General features: G+C 64.7%; 22 protein-coding genes. 1 reads left to right on the top strand and 21 read right to left on the bottom strand.

The genetic code is table 11. The features are described from left to right. Window positions 1–348: 348 nt before the first annotated feature. The 4 genes from BWR02_RS12055 to BWR02_RS12045 form a co-directional block, all read right to left on the bottom strand. A complete protein-coding gene (locus tag BWR02_RS12055; RefSeq protein WP_139558005.1) occupies window positions 349–945 on the bottom strand; it encodes a DUF488 domain-containing protein in 597 nt (198 codons plus the stop codon). Beyond that, window positions 942–1,859 carry a dual OB domain-containing protein gene (locus BWR02_RS21660; RefSeq protein WP_407941074.1) on the bottom strand — a complete coding sequence of 306 codons (918 nt, stop codon included), beginning with the start codon at window positions 1,857–1,859 and terminating at the stop codon, window positions 942–944. Before BWR02_RS21660 ends, BWR02_RS12055 begins: the two co-directional genes overlap by 4 nt. A gap of 216 nt (window positions 1,860–2,075) precedes the next feature. Beyond that, a complete protein-coding gene (locus BWR02_RS12050; protein ID WP_139558004.1) occupies window positions 2,076–2,294 on the bottom strand; it encodes a hypothetical protein in 219 nt (72 codons plus the stop codon). 171 nt (window positions 2,295–2,465) lie between these two features. Then, window positions 2,466–2,639, bottom strand: coding sequence for a hypothetical protein (locus tag BWR02_RS12045; protein ID WP_236102184.1), 174 nt, complete (start codon window positions 2,637–2,639; stop codon window positions 2,466–2,468). A 629-nt stretch (window positions 2,640–3,268) separates the two neighbouring features. Here BWR02_RS12045 and BWR02_RS12040 point away from each other — a divergent pair. Further along, on the top strand, window positions 3,269–4,213 hold the full coding sequence (locus BWR02_RS12040; RefSeq protein WP_139558002.1) for an ArdC family protein: 945 nt from the start codon (window positions 3,269–3,271) through the stop codon (window positions 4,211–4,213). A 190-nt stretch (window positions 4,214–4,403) separates the two neighbouring features. On the opposite strand, the gene traM is transcribed toward BWR02_RS12040, so the two are convergent. The 17 genes from traM to BWR02_RS11955 form a co-directional block, all read right to left on the bottom strand. Further along, the gene (gene traM, locus BWR02_RS12035; RefSeq protein ID WP_139558001.1) at window positions 4,404–4,832 is read right to left on the bottom strand and encodes a conjugal transfer transcriptional regulator TraM; all 429 of its coding nucleotides are present in this window, start codon (window positions 4,830–4,832) and stop codon (window positions 4,404–4,406) included. Next, window positions 4,832–5,557: a nucleotide-binding protein gene (locus tag BWR02_RS12030; RefSeq protein WP_139558000.1), complete on the bottom strand. Its 726-nt coding sequence runs from the start codon at window positions 5,555–5,557 to the stop codon at window positions 4,832–4,834. Before BWR02_RS12030 ends, traM begins: the two co-directional genes overlap by 1 nt. Continuing rightward, on the bottom strand, window positions 5,557–5,913 hold the full coding sequence (locus tag BWR02_RS12025; protein ID WP_139557999.1) for a TraK family protein: 357 nt from the start codon (window positions 5,911–5,913) through the stop codon (window positions 5,557–5,559). The genes BWR02_RS12030 and BWR02_RS12025 overlap by 1 nt, the downstream gene beginning before the upstream one ends. 255 nt (window positions 5,914–6,168) lie before the next feature. Continuing rightward, window positions 6,169–6,696 carry a conjugative transfer signal peptidase TraF gene (traF, locus tag BWR02_RS12020; RefSeq protein ID WP_139557998.1) on the bottom strand — a complete coding sequence of 176 codons (528 nt, stop codon included), beginning with the start codon at window positions 6,694–6,696 and terminating at the stop codon, window positions 6,169–6,171. After that, complete coding sequence (locus BWR02_RS12015; RefSeq protein WP_139557997.1) at window positions 6,693–8,591, bottom strand: type IV secretory system conjugative DNA transfer family protein; 1,899 nt, start codon at window positions 8,589–8,591, stop codon at window positions 6,693–6,695. Before BWR02_RS12015 ends, traF begins: the two co-directional genes overlap by 4 nt. After that, a complete protein-coding gene (gene traI / locus BWR02_RS12010; protein WP_139557996.1) occupies window positions 8,588–9,934 on the bottom strand; it encodes a TraI/MobA(P) family conjugative relaxase in 1,347 nt (448 codons plus the stop codon). The genes BWR02_RS12015 and traI overlap by 4 nt, the downstream gene beginning before the upstream one ends. A gap of 34 nt (window positions 9,935–9,968) precedes the next feature. Then, window positions 9,969–10,319, bottom strand: coding sequence for a plasmid mobilization protein (locus BWR02_RS12005; RefSeq protein WP_139557995.1), 351 nt, complete (start codon window positions 10,317–10,319; stop codon window positions 9,969–9,971). A gap of 220 nt (window positions 10,320–10,539) precedes the next feature. Next, on the bottom strand, window positions 10,540–10,797 hold the full coding sequence (locus tag BWR02_RS21095) for a lysozyme family protein (protein ID WP_201276245.1): 258 nt from the start codon (window positions 10,795–10,797) through the stop codon (window positions 10,540–10,542). Next, window positions 10,794–11,891 (bottom strand): P-type conjugative transfer protein TrbL, encoded by a 1,098-nt coding sequence (gene trbL / locus BWR02_RS11995; RefSeq protein ID WP_162560119.1) that lies wholly within the window; start codon window positions 11,889–11,891, stop codon window positions 10,794–10,796. Before trbL ends, BWR02_RS21095 begins: the two co-directional genes overlap by 4 nt. 163 nt (window positions 11,892–12,054) lie before the next feature. After that, a complete protein-coding gene (trbJ, locus tag BWR02_RS11990) occupies window positions 12,055–12,810 on the bottom strand; it encodes a P-type conjugative transfer protein TrbJ (protein ID WP_139557993.1) in 756 nt (251 codons plus the stop codon). A 9-nt stretch (window positions 12,811–12,819) separates the two neighbouring features. Continuing rightward, window positions 12,820–14,049, bottom strand: coding sequence for a TrbI/VirB10 family protein (locus BWR02_RS11985; protein ID WP_139557992.1), 1,230 nt, complete (start codon window positions 14,047–14,049; stop codon window positions 12,820–12,822). A gap of 3 nt (window positions 14,050–14,052) precedes the next feature. Further along, complete coding sequence (locus BWR02_RS11980; RefSeq protein ID WP_139557991.1) at window positions 14,053–14,463, bottom strand: conjugal transfer lipoprotein TrbH; 411 nt, start codon at window positions 14,461–14,463, stop codon at window positions 14,053–14,055. Beyond that, entirely contained in the window at window positions 14,460–15,407 is a 948-nt protein-coding gene (gene trbG / locus BWR02_RS11975; protein ID WP_139557990.1) for a P-type conjugative transfer protein TrbG, read from the bottom strand. The genes BWR02_RS11980 and trbG overlap by 4 nt, the downstream gene beginning before the upstream one ends. Further along, window positions 15,404–16,069 carry a VirB8/TrbF family protein gene (locus BWR02_RS11970; RefSeq protein ID WP_139557989.1) on the bottom strand — a complete coding sequence of 222 codons (666 nt, stop codon included), beginning with the start codon at window positions 16,067–16,069 and terminating at the stop codon, window positions 15,404–15,406. The genes trbG and BWR02_RS11970 overlap by 4 nt, the downstream gene beginning before the upstream one ends. Continuing rightward, the gene (locus BWR02_RS11965; protein WP_139557988.1) at window positions 16,066–18,519 is read right to left on the bottom strand and encodes a VirB4 family type IV secretion/conjugal transfer ATPase; all 2,454 of its coding nucleotides are present in this window, start codon (window positions 18,517–18,519) and stop codon (window positions 16,066–16,068) included. The genes BWR02_RS11970 and BWR02_RS11965 overlap by 4 nt, the downstream gene beginning before the upstream one ends. Further along, window positions 18,519–18,818, bottom strand: a complete 300-nt coding sequence (locus tag BWR02_RS11960) for a conjugal transfer protein TrbD (RefSeq protein ID WP_139557987.1) — start codon at window positions 18,816–18,818, stop codon at window positions 18,519–18,521. The genes BWR02_RS11965 and BWR02_RS11960 overlap by 1 nt, the downstream gene beginning before the upstream one ends. Beyond that, on the bottom strand, window positions 18,815–19,222 hold the full coding sequence (locus tag BWR02_RS11955; RefSeq protein ID WP_139557986.1) for a TrbC/VirB2 family protein: 408 nt from the start codon (window positions 19,220–19,222) through the stop codon (window positions 18,815–18,817). The genes BWR02_RS11960 and BWR02_RS11955 overlap by 4 nt, the downstream gene beginning before the upstream one ends. Between the last annotated feature and the right edge of the window lie 8 nt (window positions 19,223–19,230).

Raw genomic sequence — 19,230 nt, 5'->3', positions numbered from 1 at the left:
GGCTTCTTCCCGGTACCAGTCACGATCACAAAGGCTCATCACTGCCGCCCGAACCAAATAGCTCATAACGCCCGATTCACTAAAGACTAGGCGACGGTTCAGGCTGATGTTCCGGGGAAAGTGAGCGCCGCGTGAATTTTTCCGCGAAGCAGCCTTTTGGTGACTGGTCTGTTATCACCCAGCCCTTCTAACCCGAAACCCGCGGCAGACTGTTGGGAAAAGTACCCATGACAGAGGTGCTGGCATCCTTTGCCGACTACGAACTGCCGGAGCCCTGGCGTCAACGGCGGACGAGTGGAAAGTTAGAGCGTAAGCCTTCCAAAGGCTGCGCGCGAGCCCAAGTGCAGATTAGGTCTCAGCGAAATTTGGATTAGAGTAGGCAATCCGTTCACCCTGAATCTCATACGCTTCCTGTATGCATTCGGCTCGACTCTTGAAAAGATCGCCTTCGGGGATCTTCAGCAGCCTCAGCAATCGGCCTTCCATTTCCCCGTGCGGCTCCAGCGCTCCGTCACCGAGTATGTGTGACACAGGCACACCACGATCGTGCAGCGCTCTTGCAACCAGTACCGCCCGGTGGCATTCCAGAGGATCTCGTTCGGCACACATCAGGACAATTTGATGGTTCGCCATGCCCCGAACGAGGCGCTCCAAGCCCGTCTCAAACGTGGGCTCCATCGCCAACGATGCGTAGTGAACCTTCCCGCCTCGGTAGCAGGCAGGATTTTGCGAGCGAGCACCTAACTCCTTCCCGAGAAATACGTACTCCACACCGCCGTCCCGTAGGGTCTCTCTGAGCGGCTCGCGCGAGAAATGGGGAAAGCGGCGGCTGTAGGGCTGGGAGCGAACGTCCGCCAAGGCAGTTACGCCATGACGGCGTAACAGTGCGATAAATTGATCCAGAGCATGATTGGAATGCCCGATCGTAAGCAGTTGCTCACTCACCTTGTGGTCATGCTCGGTTCGATGATCGACGCCACCAGCTTATAGGCATACCCTTCCCACAGGGTTCCAAGGCTGATGCACGCCAGGACGGGCCCGAGACTGAATCGACCCTGACCCCGGCGACAACATTCAGACTCCCAGATTGGATCTGTCACGTCGAGAGTGTAACAACTCCCGGCGTAATCAAAGCTCGCTCTCACAACGAACTTTTGGTTACCGAACTGCGGCGCCTTCGGACCAGCATCAAGGGTCAGACCGTTCAGCGCGATAAACCGGAGGGAACCCTTGCCCGGATCGAGCAAATGTTCCGGGACTCGGTCGTTCCGACCATGCAGAGTCGAGTAGCCTGTTGTCCACAGAGGCTCTGGTTCATCGACGCACCGGGTCACCAGCCCAGAGGTGGCGGTACCGCGATACGTCCAGCAGCATCGGTCATCAATCAAAATATTCTCTGACTGGTGACGATCCGGCTGAGCGTAAAGACAGGGCACATCGAGGATCTCAAGCAGCTTCACCGCATGGCCATTCGCATACCGTCGTTCTTGATCCGATATTTCGTGTGACGGACGACCACTCACGGGGCGCACCCAGACAGCACCGAAAGACTCAGAGCCCAGCGTCTTGCCGGCGATGCAGCGACCTGAGCATTTTCGCGAGGTCGCCAAGCAGATGATCCGAGTAACCCGCGTTGAGGCATGCTTTACCTCACACTGTCGCGCCGATCCTTCCGGAGATGGTGGTATGGCACTGACTCGACTGACCAAGCCGTGACAGCGGGGACAGCGTATCGGGCGGTTGTCGACGCTGAGGTAGGTGTCGAAGATGGACCTGCAGCCCTCGCAAAGGAACCACCGTTTCGCACCGTCCGCGGTCACACCATCGCCGATAGGCGAGATGATGGCCCCGTACTGCATCCCGGAGGTGTTCATGGAACGGTGTGCGTATCTTTTGCTTCAGGCTTCTCCGTTGAAGTTTAGTTAGCGCTGAGGGTAGAAGACTTGCCATCGCCCCAAAGCCGTCCTTGCTCCGGAATGAATTCAACGAGCGGTTGCGACCACGCGATTGCGCCGGCACGGCGGCACCCACCGCGACATCGCCAGCGAGGCGCGCTGACGGATTGATCAGCTTTCCTACCCAGCCAACCTTGCCGCCCGCCGCTTGGCCAACGAGAACAGCCAGCCGACCGTCTGCCACCCGATCCCGCCGGCCATGCCGGCGCCGAACATCACCAGGTACGCTTCCATCGCAAAGTGCAGCGCCAGGAGTCCGATCAGCACGCCGCAGAATCCCGAGATCATGGCCGAGACCCACAGCTCGAAGAAATGGAACTGCCGCTTCTCCTGTAGCACCTCGTTGAGTTAGCGCGCGACGCCGTCCCACAGACCGAACAGCAGGGCGAGGATCAGCGAGAAATAGTCGACCGAGCCTTGCGGCGTGGTGACGGGATCGTGCATGGCGGTGCTCCAGATAAAGAAAGACCCGCTCGCGTCGGGTTCGGGGATGAAGGACTTTGCGGGACATCAGATCTCGATCAGCACCACCGGCAGACTCGGCGCCACGGACTCGACGACGCCATCGCGTACGAACACGGTCTGGCCGACTTCGACACTGCCGCAAACCTTGATCTGACCACCGCCGGGCAAAGCGACTGTGACCGTTGCCGCTTCCACCGCGACGACGGTCCCCTCCTGCAATGGCGACTCAAGGAGCCACGCGCGTAAGCGATGGTAAAGATTCCCAATAGGGTTCGATCCCCAACGCTTGCCACGCCTCCGGTAACGAGGCCTGGACTGTGGTGGAACGAACGAGCCCGAGCCGCGCTATGCTTCCGCTCCGGTATTCCAGGACCGCCCTTGTGTCGATGATCCGGGTCGCTGTGAGCACTGGCAGGCACAAGCTAGATTGGACCTGCCCGCTCGCGTCAGACAGGATCGCGAACCCGCGCCGCAGCCGCCTCGGTGTTCGGCGGCTCGACTACCATTGGCGCGAAGGCCTCACTCGCGGTCCCGGAGTGCGTGACCTGACTGAGCACACCGATCGTGGAGCGGTACTTCCTGAAAATGGAGCGGCGGACGCTGCCGCGACCGCCGCGACCTCTTGCCGGATCACGCCCCTCGGTACCTGTCGGGCATGAACCGGCTTCTTCGGAGATTTCTCAACTAAGGGGACCCAGCCCCCTCGCGCCGGCCAGAACAATAACGGCTTTCCCGGCTGAACGCCGCAAACCTTCCGTGATTGTTCTGGCCCTTGCTACCCCCCGGTCTCGCCGACGGGCAGGCCCGCAGCCGCTGCTGCAGACCACACCCGACAAAGGAGCAAGACCATGCGCAAGACGACTTCCCCGAAGCTGGACCTTTACACCCGCGTCACCGACAAGATCCTGGCCGACTTGGCCCAGGGCGTTCGCCCCTGGCTTAAACCCTGGAATGCCGAGAACACCGTCGGGCGGATCTCCCGGCCCTTACGGGCCAATGGCTCCCCGTACCGCGGCATCAATGTGCTGTTGTTGTGGGGCGCCACCCTGGAGAATGGCTACCGCAACCCGACGTGGTTGACCTTCAAACAGGCCGACGCATTGAGCGCCCATGTCCGGAAGGGCGAGAAGGGCTCGCTGGTCGTCTACGCGGACACCTTTCGCAAGACCGAGACGAATGAGGCCACCGGCGAGGAGACCGAGAAGGAGGTTCCGTTCCTGAAGTCCTACACCGTGTTCAACGTCGAGCAGATCGAAGGCTTGCCGCCGGCATACTATGCAACCGGAGAACAATCCATCGAACCCGAAGCGGGGCGCGATGCGCGTTTGGAGGCGTTCTTCAAGGGTACGGGTGCCGTGATTCGCCATGGCGGGAACCGGGCCTATTACACCCCGGTCACTGATCACGTACAGATGCCGCCTTTTGCGGCCTTTCAGGATGGGGAAGCGTATTACTCGACCCTGGCGCATGAGATGACCCACTGGAGCGGAGCGGGCTCACGTCTGGACCGTGATTTCGGCCGGAAGCGCTGGGGCGATGAAGGCTACGCCCTGGAAGAACTGGTCGCCGAGCTGGGCGCCGCCTTCCTGTGCGCGGATCTCGGCATCACGCCGGAGGTGCGGGAAGATCACGCGGCCTACATTCACAGTTGGTTGCAGGCCCTGCAGAATGACAAGCGCTGCATATTCACCGCCGCTGCGCATGCGCAGCGCGCGGTCGACTTCCTACTGGCAACACAGACGAACGAAGAACCCGACACCGAGGCCACCGCACCCGTCGACGTGGCGGCCTGACCAGACGTCAGGACACCGGGCGGGTCCCTTCCCCGCCCAGCGCTCCGCCGGCGCGGCCGCGTTGCCGTTCCCGGAACGCGGCCGCTTTTGAGATGAGCGATCGCGCCCGCTCAGCGCCATCGCGCCTATATTGAGCCTGGCGCGCGGGATTCCGCTTCTCGCCGAAACCCGCGCGCCTCACCTCACGGCGTCACCCGCCGTGAGGGAACAGCCAAAATGCGAAACCCACAAGCATAAACAGTGTCAGCAGACTGACGCCCAGTTGCAGGAGTAACAGTCCGCGCAGCTGGCGCACGGCGGTTTGCACGGCGCCCAATTCCTTGCGCACCGCAGCGGTCACCGCGGTGCGATGCTGCTGGACACTCGCCGCCGCTGCAGCGCGATTCAACTCGCCCGCTTGCTGCAGCAGACTTTGGGCGCGTTGCTGGCTCTCCTGGCTCCAGCGCTGGGAGGCGCCGGCCATTTCAATTCGGAACTCTTCCAGCAACTGGCGTTGCGCTTCCCGACTCTCCTCGATCAACCGCTCGTTCAGCGTCGCCAGGATCATCACTGGATCATCGCGGCTGACGGCAACGCCATGCCGCGTGGCGATCTCGCCGATCAGCGCCTCCAGATCCATCACAGGACGCCCGATGCGCTGATCTCCTCGAACAGCGCCTGACGGTAAAGCTTCAGGCGCTGGCGGACTGCCAGGGAGCGGTCCGGGGAGGCCAGTGCTTCGTCGAACGTCAACCGGGCTTTCAACAAGTCTTCGACATCGCGCCCGAACGTCGCCGCTTGCATCGCCGGGATGGTGATCACTGCGGCGATGCGGGCGCGATGCTCCAGATAACCCTTGAACTGCCAGAATGGCTTGCCGTCACTCTCGATCGGGCCCCAGTAGGGATTGAGCCAGACCACGAACGTGGCCGGATCCGGAAACTGGCTGATCAGGTGCGAGCACCCGCTGACCGTGTCGACCAGCGCCTGACCGCCGGTCACGACGGTATGGATGACCAGTTCGTGGCCCTGCTCGGCGAGCAGGGCCGGGGTTTGGGTGATCATCAGGTAGTTCACCAACGGCACGAACGTCGCGGCACCGTTGTCGACGATGGCATCGACCTCGGAGCTGGCCAGCCAGTCCAGCAAGGTATCGAAGTTCCGGACGTCGATCTCGTCGCCGTTGAGCAGACTCAGCTTCCGGACGTTCAACGCGGCATAGCCGGTGAACGTCGCGTTCATCGGATCGGTGTCGATGCACAACGGTGTTTTTCCTTGGGCTTGGTGGTACTGCGCCAGCATCGCGCTGATGAAGCTCTTGCCGACGCCGCCTTTGGCTTGCAGCACCAGATGGATCTTTGCCATCAGACCAGGTCCTCTTTCTTGGGTTGGGGGTTTAGGGTGAAGCCGGTCGTGGGCTTCGGACGGGGATGACCGTCCGGCCGCGAGACGGCACCCGTGTTCGGGGCCAGTGATGGAGCGGGAGGCACGACGGGCTCCCGGATCCAGCGATTGACGTACTCGCAGAAGGCCTGATAGCCGACACGGATGCGGCCTTCCTCGGACAAGGTGCGCCAGATGTCCTTGACCGACCAGCCGGCGGCCAAGGCCTGCGCGATCTCCTCCTTCTGGGCCAGAAACGCGGCGCGCTGAACGCCCCGCTTCACGGAGTCGCTGCGCCGAATCCGGTCGGCAATGCGTTGATCGAGGGTCTTCCCCATGGTGCTGGATACTTGGGCGGCTCTGGACGATTTAACCGTTACGCGACGGCGACTTTCCGGACTGAAGACGATTCATGACGACCGCAAGACGACTCGGCCGCGAATCGCCCCGAATCGCCCGCTGTCGCTGAAGAACGCCCGGAATCCACAGCCGATCGTCCCTGATCGTTCCAAAAAAACGGGCAGGACATGTGAAGTTGGCTACCCGGAGGCCGGGCCCCCACACTTCACCCGACCTTATTCGCACCACGGTGCTCAACGGGCGGCCTCGCGGCCGAAGACCCAGACCGGCACGACAACACCGCGGAGATGCGTCGCAGCGACCAGGCCGAAGTAGCGGCCGTCGAACGAGGCGGCGTGCTGATCCGACAGCAGGAGTACCTGACCTTGGGACAGGATGGTGTCGAGGCGCAGGAGGGGCAGCGGCCGACCGGCCGAATCCACCGCACGCTGACGGCTGTGCGGGACCGCCACGCCGTTGACCGTCGTCCCTCTCTGCGCGATGACGACGTGATCGTCATCGACGGCGACCACGCGCTTGATCAGCGCGCTGGTGCCAACCGGGCAGAACCCTAGACTCAGGTAACCGCGTGCCAGGGCGGTAGTGAACACCCGCTCGCGCGGCGGGCAGAACAGCACGAGGTCGCCCTTCCCGGCCGAACGATGGAGTTGCCAATAGAGCCCGACCGGGAATGAGGCGGTCGTGTTGACCCGCGCGCCGGCGAGGCCTAACAGGCCGAACAGCGCGAAGCCACTCATCAGGCTCACTACCACCCGCCTCATCGCTGTTCTAAACCGGCCACCGAGACATGGGCAGCACCCAACCCGTCGTCGCGCCTTGAGTCATCGACGAACGCATCGGTCACCCCCGGCGGCGGAATCTCCGCTCTGGCCTGAAACACCGGATCCTGGAAGTACAGCGGTTGACGGCCATAGATTGCGGGGCGCCCGGCGGCGAACACCACCATGTCGCCCGGCGTGCTGATATGCCCTTGGGCATCCTTCTGCGGCCCAGGCATCCGCAGCGCTTCGTCGACGGTCAGCAGCGGCCTTTGCACTTCCTGCAGCGACTTCGACGCCTGGCCGAGCCAGCCGGTCCGCTGACCGCTCATGGTCACGGCCGTTTTGACGATCGTCGTCTGGCCGGTCATCTTGGAGAGGTACTCGGCCGTCTCCACCCGGTTCGGCGGATAGGCGTTCTGGATGTGGCAGTTGGAGGTGATCGACTCTTCCGGCCCGTAGCCGGTCTCCCGTGCCTTGAGTTGGGTCAGGTCCTGGCAGATCAGGTAACACTTGATGCCGTAACCGGCCAAAAAGGCTAAGGACTCCTGCAGGATCTCCAGCCGCCCGAGGCTGGCGAACTCATCCAGCATCATCAGCAGCCGATGCTGGTAATGGGGTTTCGGCCGGCCGTGCTCGAAGGCCATCTTGCCGGCGAGGTTGCGGATGATCAGGTTGATCATGACCCGAAGTAAGGGTCTGAGGCGGGCTTTGTCGGTCGGCTGGGTGATCAGATACAAGGTCACCGGCTCGTCGGCGTGCATCAGATCGGCGATCCGGAACTCCGAACGAGACGTGTTCTGGGCGATGACCGGATCGCGGTAGAGCGACAGATAACTCTTGGCGGTGGAGACTTTCGAGCCGGCCTCGCGCGCCGGGGTATCGATCATGTCGCGGCCGTACTGGCCGATGATCGGATGGCGCTGGCCGTTGGCGTGTAGGTATTCGACCATCTCGACCCACAGCTCCGCCACCGGTTGCTCGGGATTGGCGAGCAACGCATCGACCGCGGCGAGGGTTGCGGGCGTGCCCTCGTTCAGACGTTTGTACAAGACGTGCAGGATGCAGCCGACCAGCAGGGCTTGCGCGCTCTTCTGCCAGTGATCGTTCAGGCCCCGGCCATCGGGATCGACCAACAGCGTCGCCAAGTTTTGCACATCGCCGACTTCGTATTCGGTCCCGAGCCGGATCTCGTCGAGCGGATTGAACGCCACACAGTCGGTGGCCGAGGCCGGTTCGAACCGCAGCACCCGATTTGCCGCATGGCGCTGGCGCCAACCGGCGGTCAGCGCCCACAGTTCGCCCTTCATGTCGGTGACGACGGCCGAGTGCGGCCAACTGAGCAAGGTCGGGACGACCAGCCCGACACCCTTCCCGGAGCGGGTCGGCGCGTAACAGAGGACGTGTTCCGGGCCGTTGTGGCGGAGGTAGTGGAACCGCTCTGGTCGCCACCAGCGCCGGGGTTCGATCCAGGCGCCGACATAAACCCCGTCGTTGGCCAGCAGCCCTGCGGCTTCGATGTCGGCCCGGTTGGCCCAGCGCGCCGAGCCGTGCAGGTCGACTTCCGGCCAGGCGGTGTTCTCGGCGATGCGGCGGCGGATCTGCAACATCAGCAGCCCGGCGGCGGTCACGCTGAGCCCGACCGAACCGGCCCGCAGCAAAGCCTCGCCACACTGCGTATGCCACTGCAGGCCCCAGGTTACGATGCGCCAGGGCGGATAGAGACCGGCGACCGCGGTACCCAACGCCGGCTGTCCGCCGTACTCATGGGCAAAATACTGCGTGGCGGACGCCAGCCCGAGACCGAGTAGGCCCAGGGCAGCGAACACCGGCTTCTTCGCGTGACGCGCCACCCGCCCGGTTTCGGACGGCGGACCGGCGCTGTGGGACCGACTCACCGGCCGCGTTCCTCGTCATCACGGGCCGAGTCGCGGCTCCGTGCCCGGTGGCCGGGTGACGTTGAGGCAGCCCCCAGTGACGGAGTCCTCATCCGATCCACACTCCGCTCCAAACCCGGTCGCTGCGAAGTAGTCACAACAGCCCGCCGCCGCGCTTGCAGCTTCAGCCACTGCTTCCAGGAATGCAGCGGATGCTCGGCCTGGAGCTGCTTCCGGGCTTCCGAGTAGGCGGTCTTCGCCTGCTGGATCTCGCGGTGCAACTGGCTGCGGATGGTCTGGTAGGCCACGGTGGCTGCAAGACCTCGCCCCAACAGCTTCACCGCGGCGCGGCGCAACCTGGCCTGCCGCCGGGCCTCGGCGATACGCCGCTCACAGAGCACCTTGGCCGCCCGCCGCAGTTCCGTCTTGCGGCGTCGGGCGGCGTTTCGCTCAGCCAGGAAGGCCGCATACAGCGCGGTTAGTTGCGTCTGCTCCGGCGGGGTCCGGCGGCGATAGGAACGAGCCGTGGGTACAACCGTCGTTCCTGGTGTTACCTCCGGCCGCGGCCCGAGCCGCGCTTCCAGCCCCGGCAATGACAACGTGCGGCTGACCGAAGAGGCCTTGCACTGGGTGCCATCACCGGCGACGAACACCGCGCCATTGCCGCGCAGCCGGAAGCTGAGATCATTCTGCTGCAGCACTTCCTGGAACGCGGTCCAGGTCGGGGCTTGCTCCAGTTCAGCCTGACACTGGGTCTTGATCCAGTCCAGCAGGCTGGCGACACCGGTGTGCGCGGTCAGATCGTTCCCGTGCGCCGCGGCGGTGGATTGCTGCGCCGTGTGCGGATCGCGCTGCAGGCCGAACTCGACTTCGAGCTCAGCACAGACCTTGGCGCGGGTCCGGTGGTCGTAATAGGGTTCGTGCAGCGTATGGGTCCGCGGATGGATCTTGTTGATCGCGACATGCAAATGCAGGTTGTCGGTGTCGTGATGCACGACGCTGATACGCTGGTGCTCGCCGAAGCCGAGGGCCTCACACAGCCGGTCCTCGATCGCCTGGAGTACGGCGGAATCGGGTTGCTCCCCTTCCCGGAAACTGATGATCATGTGGTAGGTCTTGTCCGACCGCGCGCGTTGGTTCAGCGCCTGCACCGCCTTCATCTCGGCCGCGGCCCAGGTGGCATCGACCGCCTGGCAGTTCGTAATGCGCACCGCCCCGACCCGCTCGGCAAGGCCCTGACCGTTCGTCATGTAGCCGACCAGGTCTTCCGGGTCGCCGACGGTCTGCTCATCGGTCAGGTAATCGATCAGCCCGGCCATACTGCTTTTGCGCTGCGCCCGCATACGGACCTTTTTGGCGATCATGGCGCGAGTAGGGAAATACAATGACCCGGCACACTCACACCCGCTGCACAGTGGCGAGCAGCGTGGCCTGCACTGTCTTGAGCTCCGCCAGCACGGCGCCTATGTTCCGCGTCAGCGTGGCGCGCTCCAGGACGCTGAGCCGGTCGTCGTTCTGGAGCCACTGTTCGAGCAGCTCGCCGATCCGGGCGAGCTCACGGTTCGCACGACTCAACGCCAATACCGCCTCGGCATCGAACACGCCGGTCACCGGATGCCCCAAACCAAGATTACGGAGATAGGCGGCGGTCGAGAGCCCACAGCGCTGAGCCTGACTCTTGATCGCGACGGCTTCGTCCGTCCGCACCGGGACGCGCAGGCAATAACCAGAATTCCGGTTATCGGCCATGAGCAGTCCTGAGCGTTGTGACGGAGGTCGGTCCGTGCACCGGCATCACGCGCACGGCAACGTGCTTCGCAAGCCAGAGGGCCCAACGCGCAGCGGCCTGCACCAGCTTGCCCCGGTAGATCGCGTTGTAGCGCGGCGTGCGGCTGTGATAATTGGCCGCGCGGGTCCATAGATCGCCGCGATCGCGGGCGAGGTGACCGGCCAAGCGCCAGGCGGCGAGCTAGAATGGGTAACAGTCGGCACCGGCCACGTCCGCCGGCTGGATCCCGAACCGGGCCAGGCCCGAGAGGTACTGGGTGTTGAACTGCAACGGACCGACATCGTGGGTGCCGTTGGTATTACGGACGCGCTGGCCCGGTCGGCCGTTCTCGATCTCGGCCACCGCCAGCAGTACATTGGCCGGGATGGCATAGCGCTGGGCGGCTTCGACGGAGCAGACGATCCGCTGTTCCAGGTGCGGGGGTGGCAAGGCGTTCATGCGGACCGCTCCGCATCAGGGACTGCGGCGAATGCTTCTCCGGACCCTGCCAACCCTCCAGACAACGCCGACTCGCCGGCGCTCGCGTCGGCCAACGCCGCCCCACTCACCCCGTCATCCAAAGCGGCCTCGGCCTGCCCGGCCCGAATGCGCTCGAACAAGGCCTTGGCGCCAGTGACTTCGGCGGCACTGTGGAGCGCACCGCCCATCCGATGCGCAGCGATCGAACCGGCGGCGGAGGCCAGACCCCCGACTGCCAGGGCCGTCCCGGCGCCGAAGGTGCCGATCCCGGCATGACTGAACCCGTGACTGACGATACCGGCCATCAGGCCCGGCAGCCGGTCGAGCAGGAGGAACAGGATCAGCACCACGACCAGGATGACGGTCAGCTCCTTCAACTGGATGCCGCCGCTCATGGCGGTGAAGTACTGCGTCAGGATCGAACTGCCGACGCCGAGCAACAGGATCATCGTCATCAGGCTGAGGCCGATGCCAAGCACCGTCTTGTAGTAGCTGAGCGCAATCTCCGAAGTCCAGCGACTGCCGCCGAACCCCAGCAGGATGCAGCCGGCATACAGCACGATCCAGGCAGCGCAAAACTGCACCGTCAGGTTGGCGGCGATCAGGGCCAGAATGACCAGAATGGCCAGGGCCACCACAATCCCGACCAGCGAGACGATCGGGCTGGTCAGGCTCATCGCATCGTAAGTCTTGAAGGCGAGTTCGAACCCGAGATCGAGCACGCCCGACGGCGCGGTGATCCCGGCGCCCATGGCATTCCCACCAATACGAACCAGGGTGTCGACGAGCGCCTTGCCGATCGCCGGACCGTGCAAGAGCAACCAGTAGAAGAGCCCCAGCGTCAGCGTGAAGCGGACGAACCCGGCGAAGAACTCCTGCGGGTCGGCCTGGCGCAGCACCAGCGTGGCACCGGTCCAGACCAGGCTGATCACCGCGAGACTCCAGAACAGCGTCCCGGCATAGCCCAGGATCACTCCGCCCCAGGTCGCGGCGACGGTGTGGAAGCGGTCGGTGACATTGGTCAGGATGCCGGCGTTATCGATGGCGGCTGAGGCGTCTACGGAGATCAGCATCAACGATACGATCACCCCACCCGACCATGTGATGGGATTCCGTGACTGAGGCCTTCCCACGCAGTCCCGAGACGAACCCATCATCCTCACGTGGCTGCCCAACCCAGACGTGGCCACATTGGGATCAGGTCGACCCGGAGACGGGAGTTGCAGCCTCCGCGCCTCAATACTTCGCATAGTTCAACACCGGGCTTTTCACGAACTGCCCAGCCAGCGCGGCATGATCGGCCGCCTGTTGCACGGCTTCGCGGTTCATCAGCGTGGCATTCCGGGCATTCTCGGCCGCCTGCTGCTGCAGCATCAGCGTCCGGATCGACAACAGGTTATTGGCATTGGCCGCGGCGAGTTGATTCGAGGCACCCAGCAATTCGTTGCGACCTTGCGCCGCTTGGGCAAGGCGCTGCATCGCCCCGAGGTCGGTGGCATCTTGCTGCGCCTGCCTCTGACCCAGCTCGACGCCGCGCAACTGCGCATCGTTGGCCTTTTTTTGTGCCTCACTGGCTGCGCGGTCGCGGGCGTGGATCGCCTGGATCTCGGCCCAGGTGCAGCCGCGCGCGGTGAAGCAGGGCGACCCGGCGTAGTAGCCGGCACTCTGGAAGCGGGACAGATACGCTTCGACCCCGCCGCCTTCGGTGTAGTAGCGCAGCAGATCGGCATAAGAGCGGACCCGTTGGTAGGTCAGGGTCGCTTCGTTCCAGACCCAGGCCACCGGCGCGACGGTATTCTTGACCATGTCCTCGTACTGCTGCAGTTGCAGCGCATAGTCGCGGACCTGGTTCTCGACCTGTTTCACGGTGTTGGCGGCGGTCGTCGTCGCCTCGGCCAGGACGGCGGTGTCGAGCACGAAGTCGATGCTGTAGGCCGGCGCACTCAGGGCGGCGATCACACAAGCGGCAAGGGAACGGGTTCGGAGCTTCATTGGGAGTCCTCAGTGGGCAAAGGGCCGATACGGCCGGTCGAAGGTCAGGTCTTTGGTCGCCACCACGGTCAGTCGGTAGCCGGCATGCACCGCGATGGTCGGGGCGATGTTCAGGTTCTTCATCAGTACCGCCGCCCCGGCCGCACCGAGTTGCTGGCCGAGCGCCGCCGACAAGGTGCTGCCGGCGGTCTGCAGACCGAGTCCGCCCGCGCCACCCTGCGGCTGCTGCGAGTAGGTCGCGCCGGCGGTGATCAGGCTCATCAACAGGGCATTACCGAACACACGCCCCAGGTGGGTATCGACCTCGCCCGAGAGTCCGGTCAACCCGGCGCCGCTGGTGCCGGGCTGCTCACCGATGTCCATGGCCTGTCCATCCGGAAACACCAGCCGCTGCCACGCGACAAACACGCGTTCCTGCCCAGCCGAGACCTCGTTCGAGTACACGCCGATCAGGCGGGTGCCTTGCGGGATCAGCAACTGTTCACCGGTGGCACTGTCGTACACCGGCTGCGAGACCTGAGCGATGACCGGGCCCGGCAACTGACTGTTGATGGCGCTGACCATGACCGCCGGTATGACGAAGCCGGTGCGGAGCACGTAGGCGGTCGCCTGCGACTCCGGGCGGCTGTCCAGGCGCCAGCGGTCGGGTGGGGGGACTGCAACTGACACGCGGTCATCGGTTGATTCATCCGTCTCTGAAGGACTGCGGTCAATCGACGCCCCTCCATGCTGCGGTGAACCCTTGTGGCTCCGAGAAGCCCGCGGTGCTCGCCAGCCCTCCAACGGCCCACTGGTCGCCCCTTTGACGGCGTCCTCGAAGGCGGTTTGCTTCAGCTGCCGCAGGCGCTGCACCTCCGGATCCGGCGGGGCATTCGACTGCAACCGCGGCGGCAGCGGCGGATGATCGAGATCCACCGCCGCCACTGGCACCGGCGCGGCCGCTACCGACTCGATCGGCGGCGTAGGTGGCGGTGGCGGAACTAGCGGCCGCTTGGCGGGGATGAGGCCGTTCGGATAAGCCCGGGTGAGGCTCTGGGCAAAGCGCGTGGCGTTCCCGCCCTGCGGCTTTTCTTCCGTACCGGACGCCTGCGGCTGCGCCCGTTTGACGGCGACCAGCGCCATGATCACCAGGAACCCGAGCAGCACTAACCCGGTGAACACCAGCGGCAGGTTGTTGACACGGCGCACCCCGGTGCGGGCACCGCCCGGCGAGGCCGCCGGCGACATGCGACTGGTCATGGCTCAGTCCTGCCGCGTCCAGGCGCTGGCGGGTTGCAGTGCGCCGCCCTGCGTCCCGTACAGCCGCTGCAGCGAACGCTCGCCCACCTGGATCCGCACCCGGTAGTGGTTGGCATCCGGACGATCGACGACATAGCGCAGGGCGCCGGGTGCACCCGGCGTTGCCGATTCGACGGCATAACCCGTCTTCCGCAGTTCGGTTACCAGGGCACTCAGGAACGGCTCGTCTTCCCGACCACCGACCCCTATCGGCGTCGTAGCGGGGGCCCACACCACCCGCATCGCCGCGGCGGCATCCTGGGCCAGGCGCTCCGCCTGCGGCGTTGGCACCTGGGCCAGATTGCCGGTATGGGCACACCCGACAATCAAAGCGGCGGTCAGGCCCAACACTAGTCGTGGGAGAAAGCGGTTCATCGCCCGCCCTCCTTCTCTTCTCGGGTGATCGTCACCTTGGTCTGATGCTCGCCGGCCCCGGCGATCAGCAACATCCGCTCCGGGATGCTGTCGACGACGTAGCGGTTGCCCTGCACGCGGTAATTGACCATGACCTCTTCCGCCTTTTCGCCCCATGGCCAAAGGCTGTCCTCACCGCGTAGGACCAACAGGCTCGGGGCTTCCATCTGAGTCAAGGTGTCCGGTAGCTGCAGAATGGTCTTGCGGCCGTCGTTGAACACGCGGACCGGCTTCCAGCTCGCCTCGCCCTCGATCCGATAATTGAAGTCGAGGCGGTCGAGGTAAGCTGCGTTGGTGGCCGGGCCACCCTGATCTAGCCCTATCCCTGGGCCTGCTGCACCGCTGGTGGAATGGCTCTGCCGCTCTCGATCCGTGGCCTTGAACGCCGCCCATTGCTGGTGGACATCGTCCGGGTACGCGAAGGACACCCGCGGCATGTACTCGGTCCGGTGCGAGACCAGTTGCAGGTAATAGGTGCGGCGATCGGTGGTGATGATCAGACTGGTGCGGAGGCCCACATCCAACGGCTTCAACATCACGTGCTCGATCTCGCCTTGCGGGGAACCGGAGCGGGCGGGTTCGATGCGCCAGCGCACCTGATCCCCGGCGTTGAAGTTGGAGATGATCTCGCCCGGCTGCAACTCGATGTCGCAGACCTGGAGGACGGCACAGACCACGCTCGGTTGGGTCGCGCCGAACAGGAACTGCACCGAACCATCGCCGCCGGCCACGGGCTTGATCCCGGTGGCACTGGCAGTGCGCCAGCGTTGTCCGATGGCAAGGCCGGCTTTCTCTTGCGGGGACAGGGAGGGGTTCTCCGGGTTGAAAAAGGGCTCCGGCACGCCCTCAGCGGGCAGTGCCAGAGCCAACACGGGGAGGAACGCCAGGAGGTAAAGGATCTTCATGCTTGCCGACTCCACGACAGGTCTTTGATGAACAGGCCCAGGGGGTTCTTGCGGATCTCGGCCTCGGTGGTGGCCGAGGTGGTGGGAACCAGATACACGGTGATCAGCGCCGTCATGCGCTGCGGCGGGGCTTTCGGCGCTCCGTCGCGGGTGTAAGTGGTCTCGCTCCAGTCGACCCGCCAGGTGGTCTCGCTCTGGGGCAGGACCGAATGGATCTCGACCGCGACCGTCTCGGTCTCGGCGCGGCGGAAGGGACTCTCGCCGAACCAGGCGTTCAGCTTGGCCGTCGCCGGATCCTGGGGATTGAGCAGCGCATAGACCTTGAAGATGGCCTCCCGCTGCAGCGTCACGTCGGGGGTGACCATCCGGGCAGAGGTGATCCAAGTCGCGAGACTCGCGTGGATGATCCGCTCATCCGCAGTGCTAGCCCGATCGGCGATCTGGACCGCCTGCAATTGGCCAAGTTGATCGACTTCCACCACGTAGGGGATGAACGTCGACTGCACGCCGAGGTACAGCGCACCGCCGATAGCGACAGCGGCGATGCCGAGCGCACTGACCGCGACCAGTTGCCAGATCCGCGCGGCGTGCAGTGTCGCGCCGACATGCGCGTTCCACTGGATCCGCGCGGCGAGGTAGGGATTGGTGACAGGCTCCGTCATGCAAAATCCTCCAGGGAAAGGTTCCGGCGTTGCAGCCACGGGTGGATCCAGCCGGCCCCATGCTGGGCCTCGAGTTGGCGAAGGGTGGCGATGGACTCCTTGTCGCTGACGCCGATGACACTCAGCGCCAGGGGTCCCAGCGCGAGTTCGAAGAGCCGGCGGCCTTGTTCCGAGACGGCGTAGTAGTGCTGTTTGGGTTGGGCCGTCGCGACGATCTCGATCTGGCGGGCGTTGAGGCCCATGCGGCCATAGAGCGCGGCAGTGTCGGGATCGCGTGCATGCAGGTTGGGCAGGAAGATCTTGGTCGCGGTCGACTCGACCAGCACGTCGAGGATCCCGGAGCGGGCGGCGTCGCTCAGAGACTGCGTGGCCATGACCACCGCACAGTTAGCTTTGCGGAGCACCTTCAGCCACTCGCGCAGCTTGTCGCGAAACACCGGATGGCCCAGCATCAGCCAGGCCTCGTCCAGCAGGATCGCGGCGGGCTGGCCCTTGAGCGCCCGTTCGATGCGACGGAACAGATAAAGCAGCACCGGCAGCGCGTACTTCTCGCCCAGCGCCATCAGGTCCTCGATCTCGAACACGGTTAGCCGGTTCAGGGCGAGTCCGTCCTGCTCCGCATCGAGCAAATGCCCCATCGCACCGTCGACGGTATAGGGCTTCAACGCTTCGCGGATCGCGTGATCCTGGACGCTGAAATAGAAGGCGCTGAGCGTGCGTTCGCCGGAGCGGTGCATGCCTTTCAGGGCCTCGGCGATGGCGTTGCGTTGGGCCGGGGTCGTCGTGACGTTGTTCAGTGCGAGCACCGTATCCAGCCACTCGGCCGCCCAGGCGCGGTCATTGGCCGTGTCCAGATACTGCAACGGGCAAAAGGCCAAGCGTTCTTCATCCCCGGCGACGCAGTAGTGCTGGCCGCCGGCGGCCTTGGTCAGCGCGAATAGCGACAGGCCCTTGTCGAACCCGAACAGGCTCATGCCTGGGTAGCGCAGGAACGAGGCCGCGAGCAGCCCCAGCAGCGTCGACTTGCCGGCGCCGATTGGGCCGAAGATCAGCGTGTGGCCAACATCACGCACATGCAGGTTCAACCGGAACGGCGCGGCGCCGCGGGTGATCGCCTGCAACAGCGGCGGGGAGGCCGGCGGATACAGCGGACAGGGCGCCTGAGCCGCACCGGTCCACACCGTCGAGGTCGGCAAGAGGTCCGCCAGGTTCAGCGTATTCAGCAGCGGCCGACGGACGTTCTCGTAGCCGTGGCCGGGCAGGCTGCCGAGGAAGGCCTCCAGCGTATTGACGGTCTCGATGCGGGCGACGAAGCCCAGACCATTGATGACCTTCTCGACCCGCCGCGCGGCCTGTTCGACGCCGGAGCGGTCCTCGTCCATCAACACCACGACGCTGGTGTGGTAGCCGAGACCGACCAGACCGGAGTTGACTTCGGCCATCGCCGCTTCGGCATCGGCGACCATGGCCATCGCATCCTGATCGACGGGTCCACGGCCGGTGTTGAACACCTGATCGAAGAAGCCGCGGACCTTCTGCTGCCATTTCTTGCGGAACGTATCCAGGGCCGCCAGGGCTTCGTGACCGTCCAGCGGGATGAAGCGGCTGGACCAGCGGTAGGCGATCGGCAGTTCCGCAAGGGCGTTCAACAGGCCCGGGGTGGACTCCAGCGGAAAGCCTTCGATGGCGACGCACTGGATGAACTGCCGGCCGAGCTTCGGAATGACGCCGGTCCACAGTTCCTGGCCGCCGATCAGGGCATCCAGGTAGATCGGACAGGCCGGCAGGATCACTGGCTGTTGTCGACCGGTGATACACGTCTGCAGATGGCTGAGGCTGTCATCGAAGGTCAGCGTCGTGCCGTCTTCCTGGAGAACGGTGCGAGCACGAAGCCGCTGCAGCGTCAGCACCGTCGAGAGGCGACTCTCCAGTGCCTCGCAGGATCGCTGAAAACGCTCTATCAGACCACGCGTTTGGGTATGGCCGTCGGGTCGTTCGCTGTCATCGTCGAACAGCAGCGCGACGAACCTGGCTTCGGCCAGCAGCGGCGGCAGCCAGGTGACGGTCAGCACGAACTGGCCTTCATACAAGGTACCCAGCCGCTCGAACAGTCGGCGGCGTTCTTCGTCGAGCGCGGCGGTCAGGGGATCCGGGAAGTGCGAGGCGTTGCGGTCGGGATAGCCCGGCGCCGGACGTCGGATAGCATCGACGTGGAGCATCCAGCCGGCACCCAGTCGCGCGAGGGCCTCGTTGATCCGCAGCGACACCCGTTCGCGTTCGGCCTCGGGGCTGCTGGCCTGATCGCCGCCGGTATAGGTCCAGGCGGCCATCAACGCACCGTTCTTGCCAACGATGACGCCATCGGCGACGACCGCGGCATAGTTCAGCAGATCGGCCACCCCGGCCGCAGTCGACCGATGCGGGCGCAGGCGCTTGGGTTTAGTGAACATCAGCGTCGCACCGCGCCGTTGAGCCGGAAGGGCGTCGAGCGGGCGGGGTAATACACCCCGTACCGCCGATGGCGCAGATACACGGTCCGCAGCAGCGGATCGGCCTGGGCCATGCGGCGGAACAGGGTTAGCGCGGTCAGCCACAACGCACAGCCGAACCCGGTGGCGAGCCAGTCCTGCGCGGCGAACACCAGCGCGAACGCGAGCACGCCGGTGAACATCACGCCCTCCCGGTCACCGCCGAGGAACAGGTGCGGCCGGTTGCCGGCGCGGTGGATGGGCGTGGCCCGGAGGGTCATGCCGTGACCTCCTTGGTCTCGTCGCCTATCAACGCACCCTGACCGAAGAAGGTGCCCATGAGGTTCTGGGCACCAACCGTCAGCGCCATCACCAGCACCAGGAAGATCATGCTGCGGAAGAAGTTATTCAGCTCCCCGCCGAAGATCAGCACGCCGCCGGCGACGACGATGCCGATGATCGACACCGCGAAGGCGACCGGACCGGTGACGGAGGTGCGGAGCGCCGTGAGCCAGGCCTCATACGGCAAGGCGCCCCCGGCGCCGACGGCGGCGTTGGCTTCAAAAGGGACGGCCAGCAGGAGCAGCAGGGCTAGCGTGAACCAGGCCAGCCGTGGCGGAACGGCAGCTAGAGTCGCACAGCAAGGGGTAAGGGAAACAGCGCAAGGAACAGTAGGGAATGACATCACGGACC

The organism is Methylotetracoccus oryzae, assembly GCF_006175985.1.
Taxonomy (GTDB): domain Bacteria; phylum Pseudomonadota; class Gammaproteobacteria; order Methylococcales; family Methylococcaceae; genus Methylotetracoccus; species Methylotetracoccus oryzae.
The sequence above is the reverse complement of the archived record's forward strand: the minus strand, read 5'-3'. Positions and strand labels throughout refer to the sequence as shown.